14 protein-coding genes and 1 riboswitch are annotated in these 14,217 nt (G+C 41.6%); of the genes, 9 read left to right on the top strand and 5 right to left on the bottom strand.

Going from position 1 to position 14,217, the window contains the following annotated elements; translation table 11 throughout:
• The first annotated feature begins 10 nt into the window (after positions 1–10).
• From NSQ17_RS16035 to NSQ17_RS16010, 6 genes are all read left to right on the top strand, one after another.
• On the top strand, positions 11–727 hold the full coding sequence (locus NSQ17_RS16035; RefSeq protein WP_008347618.1) for a DsbA family protein: 717 nt from the start codon (positions 11–13) through the stop codon (positions 725–727).
• Positions 724–1,137, top strand: coding sequence for a disulfide oxidoreductase (locus NSQ17_RS16030; RefSeq protein ID WP_007500241.1), 414 nt, complete (start codon positions 724–726; stop codon positions 1,135–1,137). The genes NSQ17_RS16035 and NSQ17_RS16030 overlap by 4 nt, the downstream gene beginning before the upstream one ends.
• A 344-nt stretch (positions 1,138–1,481) precedes the next feature.
• The gene (locus tag NSQ17_RS16025) at positions 1,482–2,093 is read left to right on the top strand and encodes a trimeric intracellular cation channel family protein (RefSeq protein ID WP_007500242.1); all 612 of its coding nucleotides are present in this window, start codon (positions 1,482–1,484) and stop codon (positions 2,091–2,093) included.
• Between the two features lie 317 nt (positions 2,094–2,410).
• Entirely contained in the window at positions 2,411–4,426 is a 2,016-nt protein-coding gene (locus NSQ17_RS16020) for a Na+/H+ antiporter (protein ID WP_058336924.1), read from the top strand.
• 63 nt (positions 4,427–4,489) lie between these two features.
• Complete coding sequence (locus tag NSQ17_RS16015; RefSeq protein ID WP_045034590.1) at positions 4,490–5,359, top strand: ROK family protein; 870 nt, start codon at positions 4,490–4,492, stop codon at positions 5,357–5,359.
• A gap of 68 nt (positions 5,360–5,427) precedes the next feature.
• Positions 5,428–6,273, top strand: coding sequence for an aldo/keto reductase (locus NSQ17_RS16010; protein ID WP_024719811.1), 846 nt, complete (start codon positions 5,428–5,430; stop codon positions 6,271–6,273).
• A 203-nt stretch (positions 6,274–6,476) separates the two neighbouring features.
• Here NSQ17_RS16010 and modB read toward each other — a convergent pair whose 3' ends face one another.
• From modB to NSQ17_RS15990, 4 genes are all read right to left on the bottom strand, one after another.
• The gene (gene modB, locus NSQ17_RS16005; protein WP_041507764.1) at positions 6,477–7,142 is read right to left on the bottom strand and encodes a molybdate ABC transporter permease subunit; all 666 of its coding nucleotides are present in this window, start codon (positions 7,140–7,142) and stop codon (positions 6,477–6,479) included.
• Complete coding sequence (gene modA, locus NSQ17_RS16000; RefSeq protein WP_135009686.1) at positions 7,142–7,918, bottom strand: molybdate ABC transporter substrate-binding protein; 777 nt, start codon at positions 7,916–7,918, stop codon at positions 7,142–7,144. The genes modB and modA overlap by 1 nt, the downstream gene beginning before the upstream one ends.
• A gap of 115 nt (positions 7,919–8,033) precedes the next feature.
• Positions 8,034–9,884 (bottom strand): LTA synthase family protein, encoded by a 1,851-nt coding sequence (locus NSQ17_RS15995; RefSeq protein ID WP_058336922.1) that lies wholly within the window; start codon positions 9,882–9,884, stop codon positions 8,034–8,036.
• 123 nt (positions 9,885–10,007) lie between these two features.
• Positions 10,008–10,499: a metal-dependent hydrolase gene (locus NSQ17_RS15990; RefSeq protein WP_039168236.1), complete on the bottom strand. Its 492-nt coding sequence runs from the start codon at positions 10,497–10,499 to the stop codon at positions 10,008–10,010.
• 170 nt (positions 10,500–10,669) lie between these two features.
• On the opposite strand from NSQ17_RS15990, the gene NSQ17_RS15985 reads away from it, so the two are divergent.
• From NSQ17_RS15985 to NSQ17_RS15975, 3 genes are all read left to right on the top strand, one after another.
• Entirely contained in the window at positions 10,670–11,098 is a 429-nt protein-coding gene (locus tag NSQ17_RS15985) for a MarR family transcriptional regulator (protein WP_007500254.1), read from the top strand.
• An 82-nt stretch (positions 11,099–11,180) separates the two neighbouring features.
• Complete coding sequence (sspJ, locus tag NSQ17_RS15980) at positions 11,181–11,324, top strand: small acid-soluble spore protein SspJ (protein ID WP_008347117.1); 144 nt, start codon at positions 11,181–11,183, stop codon at positions 11,322–11,324.
• 122 nt (positions 11,325–11,446) lie between these two features.
• Positions 11,447–11,625, top strand: a riboswitch (Lysine riboswitch).
• A gap of 192 nt (positions 11,626–11,817) precedes the next feature.
• Complete coding sequence (locus NSQ17_RS15975) at positions 11,818–13,227, top strand: amino acid permease (RefSeq protein ID WP_342467596.1); 1,410 nt, start codon at positions 11,818–11,820, stop codon at positions 13,225–13,227.
• A gap of 37 nt (positions 13,228–13,264) precedes the next feature.
• Here the strand turns inward: NSQ17_RS15975 and NSQ17_RS15970 are convergent, their stop codons facing one another.
• Complete coding sequence (locus NSQ17_RS15970) at positions 13,265–14,203, bottom strand: iron-hydroxamate ABC transporter substrate-binding protein (RefSeq protein ID WP_047945408.1); 939 nt, start codon at positions 14,201–14,203, stop codon at positions 13,265–13,267.
• Positions 14,204–14,217: the final 14 nt, after the last annotated feature.

Genomic DNA, 14,217 nt, shown 5'->3' with positions numbered 1-14,217 from the left:
TTGTGAAGGAATGAATGAAAAAGATAAGGTAGGTGCTTTTGTGAGTAAAAAAAATAATCAATCTTCATCCATCAAGTTTGCAGTTATATTAACCATCATTGCAGCTCTTCTCATCGGTATTTTCGTTGTGATCGGTAACAACAACAGCCAAGAAGCACAAACAGTCGACAGTAAGCCGTCTATTAAAGGACAGCCTGTCATGGGAGATCAAAAGGCAAAAGTGCAAGTTGTCGAGTTTGGGGACTACAAATGTCCATCATGTAAATCATTTGAGACAGACATTTTCCCAAAATTGAAAGCAGACTACATAGATAATGGCGATGTATCCTTCTCATTTATTAACTTACCACTGCCTGTTCATGGGGACGGTGCGGTATTAGCAGCACTGGCTTCTGAAGAAGTGTGGAAAGAAGATCCGAAAAACTTCTGGGCATTTCATGAAGCGGTCTACAACGCACAACCAGATAGTGAAGCAGAATGGGTAACGCCAGCAAAGCTCACCGAATTGGCGAAGAAGACAACGAAAATTGATACGGACAAGCTGAAAGATAACCTATCAAAGAAAACATATCAGCCACAGCTGAACACAGATGATCAACTGGTGAATCAATACAAAGTAAATGCAACACCAACTATTTTCATTAACAATAAACAAGTCCAAAACTTTTATGACTATGATGAAATCAAAGAATTAATTGATCAAGAGCTGAAAGGGAAAAAATCATGAAAAATAAACTGATTTACTTATACAGCGCTTGGATCGTCTCAATTGTGGCGACGATGAGCAGCCTGTATTTAAGCGAAGTAAAGAAGTTTATTCCATGTGATATGTGCTGGTTTCAGCGCATTTTCATGTATCCGCTTGTGCTTTTACTTGGAATTGCTACATTCCGTGGTGATGTCAAAGTGAAGTACTACGTTCTCCCTTTGGCTGGGATTGGTGCTTGCTTTTCCATCTATCATTATATGGAACAAAAGATTCCAGGCTTTGCATCGATTCGTCCTTGTCTAAGCGGTATTCCTTGTTCCGTTGATTATCTGAACTGGTTTGGTTTTATCACCATTCCACTCTTAGCTCTCATTGCATTTATTCTGATCATCATTAGTATGCTGCTTTTAAATGCAAAAGAAGATTGAGGAGATAGCCTGCTTAAAAGCAGGCTATCAGCGTGTAGACAAACCCTCGCATTCGGTGTCATTCCTGTGCGCTGGTGCTCACGAATGTCAAATTCGCTCCGCGAAAGTAGCTGTTCTTCCTAGACTGCAAAGGTTTTCTATCACGCTGAAAGTAGACAAAGGGCTAAAATCAAGATCATTTTATCCCTTTGTCAACAATCTGAGCCTGCTTAAAAGCAGGCTATTTTTTATTTTTGCAAAAAGATAAAATTTAAAGAAAATTTGTATTGCTTTTCATTTGTGTCAGATATACATTAAGGGGAGAGTGTTAGATGATCAGACAATGGTAAGGAGATAAGCGGAAAATGGCATGGGAAGTGTTAAGTATTATTGGCATTGTGGCATTCGCCATTAGTGGTGCGATTGTCGCAATGGAAGAAGAGTACGATATTCTTGGTGTGTACATTTTAGGGATTGTCACAGCATTTGGCGGTGGAGCGATTCGGAATCTATTAATTGGTCTTCCGGTGTCTGCTTTATGGTCACAGGGCAAAATGTTTACCATTGCCCTTGTATCCATTACGATCGTGTTTCTATTTCCAAAGCTTTTGCTCAAGCACTGGAGCACATGGGGGAATTTCTCGGATGCGATCGGTTTAGCAGCGTTTGCGATTCAAGGTGCATTATTTGCTGTACAAAGAGAGCTCCCGCTCAGTGCGGTCATTGTGGCAGCCATTTTGACTGGAAGCGGCGGCGGCATTGTGCGTGATTTATTAGCAGGAAGAAAGCCACTTGTGCTAAAAGCAGAGATTTACGCAGTATGGGCAGCCCTTGGCGGCTTACTCGTCGGACTCGGCTTAGCGCAAGGAGAGCTTGCTTTATATCTGCTGTTTGTCATCCTCGTCATATGCAGGGTTTGTTCCTACTTATTCAAATGGCGGCTTCCCGCTAGGTCTTATTTTTTAAATAAAGGGTAAAGAAAAGGGCGATGTCGCTCTTTTTTTTTATGTGTTATTCGAGCTTGATGTCAGCAGGTCAAGCTGTTTTCGTGTAAAATAAAAGTAGGTTCTTTATTCATCATTGGAACAATACATGAGATGAAAATGTTGTCATTTGACTGAATATGTAGATTCAGTCTTTTTTTGCCTAGATGGATTGTTATGTGTTGGTTTCGCTTTTTGCGGGATACTAAAGAAACGCTCATGACCGAACGGATGGATCAGAAAGAAATGAACACATCTTTGCATGTAAGCAAAACATGACGGAAAAAATGAAATGGGAGGGACATGTACTAGTGGAGATTTTTTTGGCAGTGCTCGTACTACTAGCACTCATTGCATCATCTAATATTATCAATCGTTTTCTGCCCTTTATTCCAGTACCATTAATCCAAGTGGGTTTAGGGATATTGGTCGCAGCTTTTCCTTCAGGTTTACATATTTCTTTAAATCCTGAGCTATTCTTCGTTTTATTCATTGCACCGCTGTTATTTAATGATGGGAAGCGTACCCCAAGGGACGAGCTGTGGAAATTAAGAGCGCCCATTCTTCTATTAGCTTTAGGGCTCGTATTTGCGACAGTCATTGTCGCAGGATATACCATCCATTGGATGATTCCAAGCATACCACTTCCAGCTGCATTTGCGCTTGCAGCGATTTTATCACCGACAGATGTAGTGGCTGTAAGTGCACTTTCCAGCCGTGTGAATATGCCGAAGGGGATCATGAGACTGCTGGAAGGCGAAGGGCTGATGAACGATGCGTCAGGACTTGTTGCTTTTAAATTTGCTATTGCAGCAACGGTTACAGGGGCATTTTCCATTGCAGAGGCATCCTTTAGCTTTGTTCTGATTGCTGCTGGCGGATTATTGACCGGATTTATTCTGTCGTTTTTTATCATTCGTTTCCGCTATTTTCTCCGCCGTTTAGGCATGGACGATGTCACAATGCACATCATCCTGCAAATCCTCACGCCGTTTGTGATTTATTTAGCAGCGGAAGAAATTGGCGTATCTGGCATTTTAGCCGTTGTTGCCGGTGGTGTGACACATGCCATCGAGCAAGACCGAATGGAAGCGAATTTAGCAAAACTGCAAATTGCTTCTTCAAACACGTGGAATATTATTTTATTTATTTTAAATGGCCTTGTTTTCGTTTTACTTGGATTACAAATTCCTGATGTATCAACCGTCATTTTCCAAGATGAAGCCTTTAATAATATGCAAGTCATCAGTTACATTTTAATCATTACATTCTGTCTAATGATTCTCAGATTCCTATGGGTTTGGCTGTTCTGGGCAGGAAACTGGAGTGTATCGAAAAAGAAGAACACGAAAAAACCGAAACTGCGTGCTTCCATGCTGATGACATTCTCTGGTGTTCGTGGTGCTGTTACATTAGCGGGTGCTTTCTCCATCCCGTTTACGCTTGCAGACGGCTCACCATTCCCTGAGCGTCATTTAATTATTTTCCTCGCAGCAGGCGTCATTTTATGTACACTCATTTTAGCGAGTGTGCTACTGCCTATTTTATCGGAGAAAAAAGATAAGCAAGTGGATGTGGACTTAGATACAAAGATTCAGCACGCAAAACGGAAGCTGCTGAGAAGTGCCATTAAAACGTTAAAAGAAGGAATGAATGAGGACAATCGAGAAGTATCCCTTGCACTCATCAATGATTTCCGAATGAAGCTACGAAATATTCAGCGGGAACCGTACCAGTTTGGTATGAGAAAACAAGAGAGAAAAATCAGACTGCATGGTATTAAAGCAGAACAGATGAAACTTCAGCAGTTGATTGAGGAAGAGAAAATCGACAAAGAAGAAGCATATGAGCTGCAAGAGAGATTTCATGAGCTGGAAATGCTCTATTCCAACTCCTTTAAAATTCGTTTCTCAAAAGTGAAGTTTCTGCGCTTACTACAATGGCTTCAATTGTGGCGTCCACATCAGCGTATTTCGAGCGGCATATTAGAAAACGAGGAATCGTATAAACAAATCCGCAAGAAAACGGCTGAAGCTGCGGTGAATTCTATTAAGCACCATATGACTGAAGACAATCAACAAACGTGTCATCAAGTCATTGGGTTTTACAATCAAGTGATTTTCCGCTGTGAACATGGTCCTTCTTTCTTCCAGCAAAAGGATCGTACGTTTGACCGGAAGAAGAAAGAGCTTAACTTCCAAGCCGTACAGACGATTCGTAATGAAATCCAAACTTTATATGAAAATGGCGAAATCAATCGTGATATTGCCCATCATTTAAGGGAATATATCAATGACATGGAAGCAGTCTTACTGACCAATACATGATGTTGTCATCTTCTCCCCTTTGTTTTATGATGAAAAAAAGAGACGAGCAGGGGGAGAGGCAGGATGACATATTACGGAGCGATTGAAGCTGGGGGGACAAAGTTCTGCTGTGCCATTGGCAATGAGCATGGGGATATCATAGAGGAATTAACCATTCCAACAGAGCACCCGGAAAAAACCATCCAATCACTTATTCCATTTTTTCAGCAACATGAAATTGCAGCATTAGGGGTCGGTTCCTTTGGACCGATTTGTGTCCAGAAAGACGATCCTTCTTACGGTTACATCATGAATACGCCGAAAGTGGAATGGAAGCATTACCCGTTGATACCTGAGCTGGAGAAACAATTAGGTGTACCAGTGTCCTTTACGACAGATGTCAACGCCGCAGCATTAGGTGAACTGACAAAAGGGGCCGCAAAAGGGCTAAGCAGCTGTCTGTATATCACGGTCGGTACGGGGATTGGTGCCGGGGCTGTTGTGAAAAATGAGCTTCTCCACGGTCACTCACATCCAGAAATGGGACACATCCTGGTCAGGCAGCATGAATCAGATCAGTTTGCAGGTGTCTGCCCGGCGCATGGTACTTGCTTAGAAGGACTGGCGGCAGGACCATCTATTGAGGCAAGGTGGGGAAAGCCGGCTAAAGAGCTTACCGAAGAAGATGAAGTTTGGTCTCTTGAAGCAGATTATTTAGCACAGGCATTAATGCAATACACGCTGATATTAAGCCCAGAACGCATCATCATGGGTGGAGGCGTCATGAAGCAAAAACAGCTATTTCCGCTCATTCGAGAGAAGCTGGCTGCGTATGTCAATGATTATGTCGACATGCCGCCGCTTGATACATACATTGTCTCTCCTGGACTTGAGGACAAGGCAGGTATGACAGGTGCTTTGCTGCTAGCGATTGAAGCGAAGAGAAACGCCTGATAATAGAGTTTTCAAACGCAACATGAGATAATGAAAAAGATGGAATCTATGAAAAGGTGGTTGTTAACATGGTCAAAAGCTTGAATGATACCGTAACACTAAATAACGGAGTAGAAATGCCATGGTTTGGTTTAGGTGTATTCAAAGTGGAGGACGGCAACCAAGTGGTTGATGCCGTCAAAGCAGCCATACGAAACGGTTATCGCAGCATTGATACGGCTGCCGTTTATAAAAACGAGACAGGCGTAGGGAAAGCCATTAAAGAATCTGGCGTAAAAAGAGAAGAATTGTTCATTACGTCAAAAGTATGGAACACAGATCAAGGATATGACAAAGCACTCGCTGCATGCGACGCAAGCTTAAACCGGCTCGGTCTTGATTACTTAGACCTCTATTTGATTCATTGGCCTGGACCAAATGCAGATACATTTAAAGAGACATGGCGTGCGCTTGAGAAGCTTTATAAAGATGGAAAAGTAAGAGCGATTGGTGTCAGCAACTTCTACGTGCAGCATTTAGAAGAGCTGTTAAAAGATGCGGAGGTTGTTCCAGCGGTGAACCAAGTGGAGTTTCATCCAAAACTGACACTTGTAGAATTACGACAATATGCGAAAGAAAAAGGCATTCAAATTGAAGCATGGTCTCCGCTGATGCAAGGAAAGCTTTTGGATCATGACGTATTAAAGGAAATTGCAGCACAATACAACAAATCTGTGGCTCAAGTGATCTTGCGTTGGGATCTGCAAAGCGGCGTTGTCACCATTCCAAAATCAATCAATGAAGAACGCATTAAACAAAATGCCGACATTTTTGACTTCGAGCTTTCACAAGAAGACATGGAAAAAATCAATGCACTTAATAATAACGAACGTGTCGGGTCTAATCCAGAAACGATGACGGTTGGGTTTGAATAAATAAAATTATCCCCTTAGCGTGTAGACAAACCCTCGCATATTTTGTCAGGGCGTGCTGGTGCTCACGAATGTCAAATTCGCTACGCACTAGTACAGCAAAGGTTTTCTATCACGCTGAAAAGAAGACAAAGGGCTCAAATTAAGTTCATTTGAGCCCTTTGTCAACAATCTGAATCCCTTTCTCTTTTTGAGAAGGGGATTTTTTAATTCCTGCTTCGGCGCACAGCCAACAGCATGAGGAAAGACAGGATCACAATACAAATCGTCCAAGCCCACGCAAGTTCCATTCGTCCAGAATCAATCGCCACATAGATGGCTGTTGGGAGGGTTTGCGTTTTCCCAGGAATGTTGCCAGCGAACATTAAAGTCGCTCCAAATTCTCCTAACGCCCTTGCGAAACTTAAAACCGCACCAGAGAGAAGAGATGGCAGTGCGAGTGGGACGGTAATATAGGCAAAGACCTGAAAAGAATGCGCACCATCAACTTTTGCAGCACCTTCAATGTCTGACTCAATCGTAGAAAATCCAGCTTTCGCTGATTGATACATGAGCGGGAATGCGACAACTGTCGATGCAATGACCGCTGCCCAATAAGTGAAGATGACAGGCTGATGGAAGATCCATTCAATCGCTTGTCCAATCACGCTGTTCTTCCCGAACGCAACGAGCAGCAGAAATCCTACGACCGTTGGCGGAAGGACAAGCGGCATCATGAGGAGCGTTTCCACGATCATTTTTCCTTTGAAAGATGTACGCGCCATCCAAAAACCAATGGACGTTCCTAAAACGACAGCCAATAACCCGCTGAAAGCAGCCACTTGTACGGACAGCCAGATAGGTGAAAGAAAATCTTCGGTCAGCATCGGCATTATTTCACTTGAAAGCCGTACTTTTTAAAAATCGCTGCGGCTGGATCTGATTGGAGATATTGAAAAAATGCTTTCGCCTCTTTCATGTGATCGGTCTGTTTAACAATGCCAACAGGATAAATGATGGGGGAATGCATGTCTTGATTTGCCTCATCTACTATCTTTACTTTGCGAGAAACGAGCGCGTCCGTCTTATACACGACACCAGCTTCCACATTTCCTGTTTCGACATAGTTTAATACTTGACGAACATCCTTGCCATAGACAGCGTTCTGTTTCACTTGGTCCCATATATTCAGTTTTGTGAAAATCTCTTTTGCATATGTACCAGCAGGAACAGATTCAGGTGAGCCAAGCGCTATCTTTCCTTTTATGTGCTCAACATCGCGAAAGGTTTTGATAGAAGAGGAACCTTCTTTTGGCACGATGAGGACTAGCTCATTTTGTATGACATCCTTTGTATGATCCTGATCGATGTCGCCAGATTGAACAAGGTCATCAAAAGGCTCTTCAGCTGCTGAGAAGAAGAGATCCGCTTTTGCTCCTTGAGCGATTTGCTGTTTCAATGCGCCGGATGACCCGAAATTATTCGTGAGTGTCACGTTTGGATGATCATCTTCATAGGCAGATTCAATCTCTTTCAAAGCATCCTGCAGGCTTGCCGCCGCTGAAATTACAAGTTCTGTTTTTTTGCTTTGATCTGATGACGTCGACTCCGTTTGACACCCAGTCAGGAGCAAACAGATGGTGACGTAGGTTAAGAATAAATATTTCATGATCACACCTCTTTATCATTCAACATCATGTGTATCCTTTATTATAATCAAACTTATTTGACCATTCATAGGCTTTCAGGAAAAGAGAAAAGAAAAAGCCGCCAGAGGGCAGCTTTTAATGCTGATAAAAACGTAGTAAGTTCCCGTTGATCACTTTATCTGATAGAGACAGCTCTTTATTGGCTTTTTCTATATAAGGCTGGCATACTTCATCTTCTTCAACAGGTTGTTTTGTTTTTTGATCATAGCACGTGTTCTTTGTATAAAGATAATCATCCGTAATAAAGTTTCCATTTCTCAGCACAGCGAACGGTGTCCGTTCATTGGAGAAAAGATCATTCCCAAATTGAATAGAATCTTTTGATTCAATGCCGAGTAAATGAAGAAGTGTCGGTTTGACATCCATTTGACCGGCTGTTTCAGAAATGGTTTGAGGGGCCTCGTCTGTCACCCCAGGAATGTAAATCAAAAAAGGGACCCTCTGCAGTTTAACCGCATCAAACGGTGTGATTTCATCCTGCTTCAGCAGCTCTGCCATTGCCTCATGATGTGCTTCTGAAATGCCATAGTGGTCTCCCATCAGGACAAACATTGTATTTTCATATAGTCCTTCTTCTTTCATTCGTTCAAAGAACCTTTTGATGGCTTCATCTTGATAGCGGACGGTGGTCACATAGCGGTTTAAAATGGTGCTAGTTGAATCGTATTCATCAATGAACTGATCCTTTGGATCAATTTCAAATGGGAAGTGATTGGTTAAGGTAATAAATGTGCTGTAATAAGGCGTCTTCAGCTTTTTTAAATAATCGATGGATTGATCAAAAAAGTCGATATCCTTTAAGCCCCAGCCAGTCGAATTCTGTTCATTGACATCAAATGAATCGACATCATAAAAGCGGTCAATCCCAAGAGATTCATACATCACATCACGATTCCAGAACGTTTTATTATTCGCATGAAATTGGACGGATTGATAATTCTCTTTTTTCAATTGCTTGTACAGTGTGTCATATTCGTTGTCACTCGCTGTGAAAAAGACAGCGCCACTGCTAGATGGATAGAGGGAGTTTGCGACGATAAACTCTGAGTCCGACGTTTTGCCTTGTTCTGTCTGCTGATAAAATTCATCAAAATAGAAGCTTTTTTTGGCAAGTTCATTTAAAAATGGTGTGATGTATTGTCCATTCACCTTTTGATTCATGACAAATTGCTGCGTTGATTCAAGTGAAATGAACACGACATTTTTGCCTTTAGCAAGTCCAAAGTAGTCTTCATTCGGTGCACTGTAATCAGCTTTTGTGTAGTTTGCCACTGTTGAAAGTGTATCTTCGTCAGCAAAGGCTTTTTGTCCAATTCGTGCTGTTTGAGCGGCACCGTCATACAAATGGAATTGAAACAGCCCAAGGTTTCGTACAATGACTTCTCGATCATATGAGCTTGTCAAAAATCGAGGGTGGTCCATCAAAGCTGAGCTGACATGGAACAATAGCAAGCTGCAGCAAACCACATAGTATGTTTTGATTGTCTTAAAAGACGCTTTAGGTGATAACGGTTTCCGTTTTAAAAGCCATGCCAGCACCACAAAATCAATCAGCATGAGTATAAATAGCGGATGAAACAATTCAGTCATACTGCTGCCCATATCTCCCATGTTCTTTGCTTGAAATAAGACAGGAATGGTAATGAAATCAATATAAAAACCGTAAAAGATCGTATTCGATATCAAAATGGCTGTCAAAATAAAATTTGTGGTCAATAAAAAGACCTTTTGTTTCGTTTCATTTAAGAAAAGAGCAATCCCAAACAAAGGGAGCAAAAAGCTAAGTGGATTGATCAAAAGCAGCCATTCGTGAAACAGATTGGCCGTTCGTATATGAAATCCGAATTGATAAATGATGTATGTTTTCATCCACATAAAGAGGATGGAGTACACTAAAAACCAGTGATTTTTGAAAAACGCTTTCATTTATGTAACTCCTCACCATTCTGTATTCAGCTGCAAGGCAAAAACACTTATCTTAAAACTACTAAAAAAATGAGGAATGATCAATTCATATCCTGCTTTTTTGCAAAACTCTTTTTTCTTTTTCTAAAACGGCAATGGGATGGATATTCCGCAAATGACAGCCATGTAATAGCAGGTGACAATGGTCAGAGCAGCTAGTACGACTTGTTCTCCTGTGCTGCCTGTTTTGACATAAAAGGGGAGACGTACTTTCATGGATGCAGGGAACAAAAATTTAATACCGTTCACTGTGCCTGCATCAAGGATGAGGTGGCTTGCCATCCCAACTAGTAACCCGGTACTGAGGCTGTCATTTGGAATGTATGTTGTCGCAATAAAATAAATGATCAGCAGAAATAATAAACTATGTGTAAAGGTGCGGTGACCGAACACACTACTGATCAGTGTGGAAAGGAGCGGGAATTTCCTGCCGATTTTGCTTTTCGTATGACATAGATCTGGGATGAGGGCACCTACTGATCCAGCAGCAGCCATCGTCACTGGTTCGAATCCGTAATAATAGGCGACGGCTGTGGAGGCGGCAATTCCGCCCATAATATGTGTTTTTCCTGTCATGATGCGTACTCCTGTTCTGTTTTTTGTTCAAGTACTCACTATATCAAGGGTGAATCCATTCAGCAAGGCTTATTTCTAAAGAAAATGGGATAAAATAGTTGGCTGTTTGGAAAAACATTCTATAATAAGAAGGAAGTCATGTTGACACTAACGATAAGGATGCGATTCGGATGAGTAATGCAGACATTTTAAAAGAAATTGTTCTTGTACATTATGAAGTCAGCCGTAAATTAAACCGCAAGTTACTTGAGTTAGAAAAAGACATCACGCCTCCACAGATATATGCTCTTTCTATATTGATACAAGGAAAAGTATCACATGCTGAAGAGCTCAAACAAAGACTCTCTCTCAACCCAGGTGCCGCTTCCATAGCCCTCAATAAATTATGTGAGCAAGGCTACATTCAGAGAGAACGGGACAAGGACGATCATTCCCTTGTCCGGCTAGAAGCCACGGAAAAAGGGCTGGCTATTTACGAAAAACATACACGTCTTTTTGGAAAGGTGATTCAGCATATGATGTCAGACTTCACAGAGGAAGACTTAAAGACCTTTCTAACGTATTTGCAAAAAATGAGACAGACCTTTCACGATGAATGAACCGCTCCTCTTTGTATAATGCTGAGCGCTGTAGCACAAATTAAACAGGCAAAGGCATTTTATGAAAAGGGGGGAAATAGCGATGTCATTTTTCCAAAAGGATAAAAAGGCGAAAAGCGAGAAAGACCATCAGCAGGTTGATCAGCTGTTAGAAGAAGCAAGTAAAGAACTAGCAGGCGATCCGCTTCAAGAAGCTGTCCAAAAGAAGAAAAACAACCATCAATAAGCTGACAAAAAGGCGGAGAATCATTTCTCTGCCTTTTTTCTATGTTTTTCCCTTTGACAGATATGAGAATGTTTGATAACCTTCGTGTAGTAAAAATGAATAGAAATCCTCACGCTATGTCTCAGTGAGGTAGAGGTTGCGCGGATGATGAGTCACTCATGGGAGAGATGGAATCGTTGATCATGAGAAAAAAGGCATCAGCGCCGAAGTGTAGAGAGAGCTCCAACTTTCTTTATGCTGGGTCTGCATTGAACAAATGCAGGACTGCCACGTCTTTGAAGCGTGGAGGGCTATCCGGAGATCAAGGTGTATGTTTTGAAAAGCATGGACTTTTGTTCAGGCTTTTTTTTATGTTCTGATTGCCTAAGAAAAGGGTATGCTGGTAAGAAAGTGACCCAACATGAACATAAAGAATGCAAGTCATTGCTTCACAAATATATCAATGAAGATACTGCCGGGTCTGGTCCAAAGTGAATATAACGGAGGTACGAAAATGGAACAGACAAAAAAATGGGGTTTTTGGTTATTGACGGCTTTTGTCGTCGGAAATATGGTAGGTTCAGGCATCTTTATGCTGCCTAGTACACTTGCCCAGCATGCAAGTCCTTTAGGTGTGACGATGGCATGGCTTGTCACAGGTGGCGGCGTACTGATGATTGCCTTTGTGTTTGGACATTTGTCCATTCATAAACCGCAGCTAACAGCTGGACCACAAAGCTATGCAAGAGCGCTTTTTAAAGATCCGAAAAAAGGAAAAGCAGCCGGTTTTACAATGGTTTGGGGATATTGGGTGGCAAGCTGGATTAGTAATGTCGCCATTATCACAAGCCTAGCTGGTTATTTAACAACCTTTTTCCCAATTTTAACCGTGAAAACGGAGATCTTTACTTTTGGAAAAGAAGCGATCACACTTGGTCAGCTCACAACGTTTATCATATGTACAATCCTTCTATGGGGGACTCATACGATTTTAATTACAAGCTTAAGCGCAGCAAGTAAGTTGAACTTTATTACGACCTTTTCAAAGGTGCTTGGATTCGTCCTTTTTATTGTCGCAGGCTTATTTGCATTCCAAACCGCATTATTTGAACATTATTACTTCCCTGTTGAAGCAACAAGTGGTGAAGGAGTGCTCGGACTTGGAGGCCAAATTCATCATGCGGCCATTTCCACACTATGGGCATTTATCGGCATCGAATCTGCTGTCATTTTATCAGGAAGAGCTTCCTCGCAGCGTGATGTCAAACGTGCGACGATTACAGGACTTTTAATTGCACTGTCTATTTATATGATTATTACCTTGATTACAATGGGCGTTCTGCCGCATGATCAATTGCAAGGTTCTGATAAACCATTCGTAGACGTGCTTCAGCTCATTATCGGACCGGCTGGCGGCATTGTCATGGCACTTCTTGCGATCATTTGTTTATTTGGTTCGATGCTTGGCTGGATTTTGCTTGGTTCTGAAGTCCCTTATCAAGCAGCAAAAGCTGGCGATTTCCCAGCAGTGTTTGCAAAAACAAACAAAAAAGGGAGTCCTGTTTTTGCTTTGACTGTCACAAATATCATGTCACAGCTGTTTATTTTCTCAGTCATGTCACGTACGATTAATGAAGCCTTTACTTTCTTAACAACATCAGCGACACTTGCGTATCTCATTCCGTATATCGTGTCGTCGATCTACAGCTTTAAGGTCATCATGCAAGGTGACACATATGAGCTCCAAAAAGGAAACCGGACAAGAGACGGGATCATTGCGCTTGTGGCCATGGGGTATTCCGCTTGGGTCATTATTTCAGGCACAGCTGATTTAAAAACATTTGGTCTTGGTATTGGATTGTTCTTAGTTGGCATTTTACTCTACCCATTCATGTCCAAAAAATTTGCCAAAGGTACAGTTTAAAAAATACGTTTCTCCAGCATTGGAGAAACGTATTTTTTTATGAGGCAGATGTTAATCGATCCACAATAAATTCGAGCTGACCTTCTAGTGACACAGGGTCATTAAAGAAGTAACCGACTGTATCTGTTTCAAATACACGTTTGTTTTGGACAGCAGGAAGTGATGCCCAGATGCTGCTTTTATACACTTGATCGCCATTACTTTTTGAACCACTCCATGGGCTTGTGAAAATATAATCACCTGCAAATTCTGGAAGCTTTTCAAGAGAAATGTTTGCATAACCGACACCACTGTCGATGGCTTCTTTTTGGACGGCCTTCGGAGCTTTTAATTTCAGCTCGTCATAAATGATTTCACCACCGCGTGCAAAAGTGTTACCGAAAATGTAAATGCCCTTATCGAATGGTGATACGATCGAAACGGTTTTGTTTCCTACAGCTTTTGTTACTTTTGGTTTCACTTCAGCAATTTTGGCATCCCATTTTGTGATCCAATCCGTTGCTTTTTTTGATGTGCCTGTCATTTTACCGAATTCTTTTAGCTGGTCTTTAAACGAATATTGATTGTATTGAATGGCAACTGTAGGTGCAATTTTTTTGTATTGATCAAATTTCTCATCTTCTCCCCAAGCAATGATCATATCCGGCTTCAAAGAGGCTACTTTCTCAACAGAGGGAGATTTTCCAATATTTTTCACTCCATCTGTTTTTCCTTTATAGAAAGGGTTTTTAAAGATGGGCGCAGTGGCAGCAATTGGGGTTTTGCCGAGTGTGACGAGATCCCCGTAATAGCTTTCCGCCAGAAGCACAATACGTTTTGGGTTTTGAGGCAGTTTCACTTCACCCTTTACATCTTGATAGGTGATCGTGTCATTTTTTTTGGCTCCCGATTCTTTATTGGAAGTGCTGCCGCAAGCAGCAGTAAAAATCATAAGGGTCATGAAGGAAATCAAAAGAAGTCCAGTTCGTTTTTTCACAAAAGTTCGCTCCT

It is taken from the genome of Bacillus sp. FSL W8-0629, from assembly GCF_038593225.1.
GTDB lineage: Bacteria > Bacillota > Bacilli > Bacillales > Bacillaceae > Bacillus > Bacillus altitudinis.
Note: the sequence above shows the minus strand (reverse complement) of the source record. Positions and strands in the feature narration are given on the sequence as shown.

Bases quoted from the DNA above. Each gene is read 5' to 3' on its own strand.
- NSQ17_RS16035 (WP_008347618.1), top strand. From the start codon at position 11: ATGAATGAAAAAGATAAGGTAGGTGCTTTTGTGAGTAAAAAAAATAAT.
- NSQ17_RS16030 (WP_007500241.1), top strand. From the start codon at position 724: ATGAAAAATAAACTGATTTACTTATACAGCGCTTGGATCGTCTCAATT.
- NSQ17_RS16025 (WP_007500242.1), top strand. From the start codon at position 1,482: ATGGCATGGGAAGTGTTAAGTATTATTGGCATTGTGGCATTCGCCATT.
- NSQ17_RS16015 (WP_045034590.1), top strand. From the start codon at position 4,490: ATGACATATTACGGAGCGATTGAAGCTGGGGGGACAAAGTTCTGCTGT.
- NSQ17_RS16010 (WP_024719811.1), top strand. From the start codon at position 5,428: ATGGTCAAAAGCTTGAATGATACCGTAACACTAAATAACGGAGTAGAA.
- modB (WP_041507764.1), bottom strand. From the start codon at position 7,142: ATGCCGATGCTGACCGAAGATTTTCTTTCACCTATCTGGCTGTCCGTA.
- modA (WP_135009686.1), bottom strand. From the start codon at position 7,918: ATGAAATATTTATTCTTAACCTACGTCACCATCTGTTTGCTCCTGACT.
- NSQ17_RS15995 (WP_058336922.1), bottom strand. From the start codon at position 9,884: ATGAAAGCGTTTTTCAAAAATCACTGGTTTTTAGTGTACTCCATCCTC.
- NSQ17_RS15990 (WP_039168236.1), bottom strand. From the start codon at position 10,499: ATGACAGGAAAAACACATATTATGGGCGGAATTGCCGCCTCCACAGCC.
- NSQ17_RS15985 (WP_007500254.1), top strand. From the start codon at position 10,670: ATGAGTAATGCAGACATTTTAAAAGAAATTGTTCTTGTACATTATGAA.
- sspJ (WP_008347117.1), top strand. From the start codon at position 11,181: ATGTCATTTTTCCAAAAGGATAAAAAGGCGAAAAGCGAGAAAGACCAT.
- NSQ17_RS15975 (WP_342467596.1), top strand. From the start codon at position 11,818: ATGGAACAGACAAAAAAATGGGGTTTTTGGTTATTGACGGCTTTTGTC.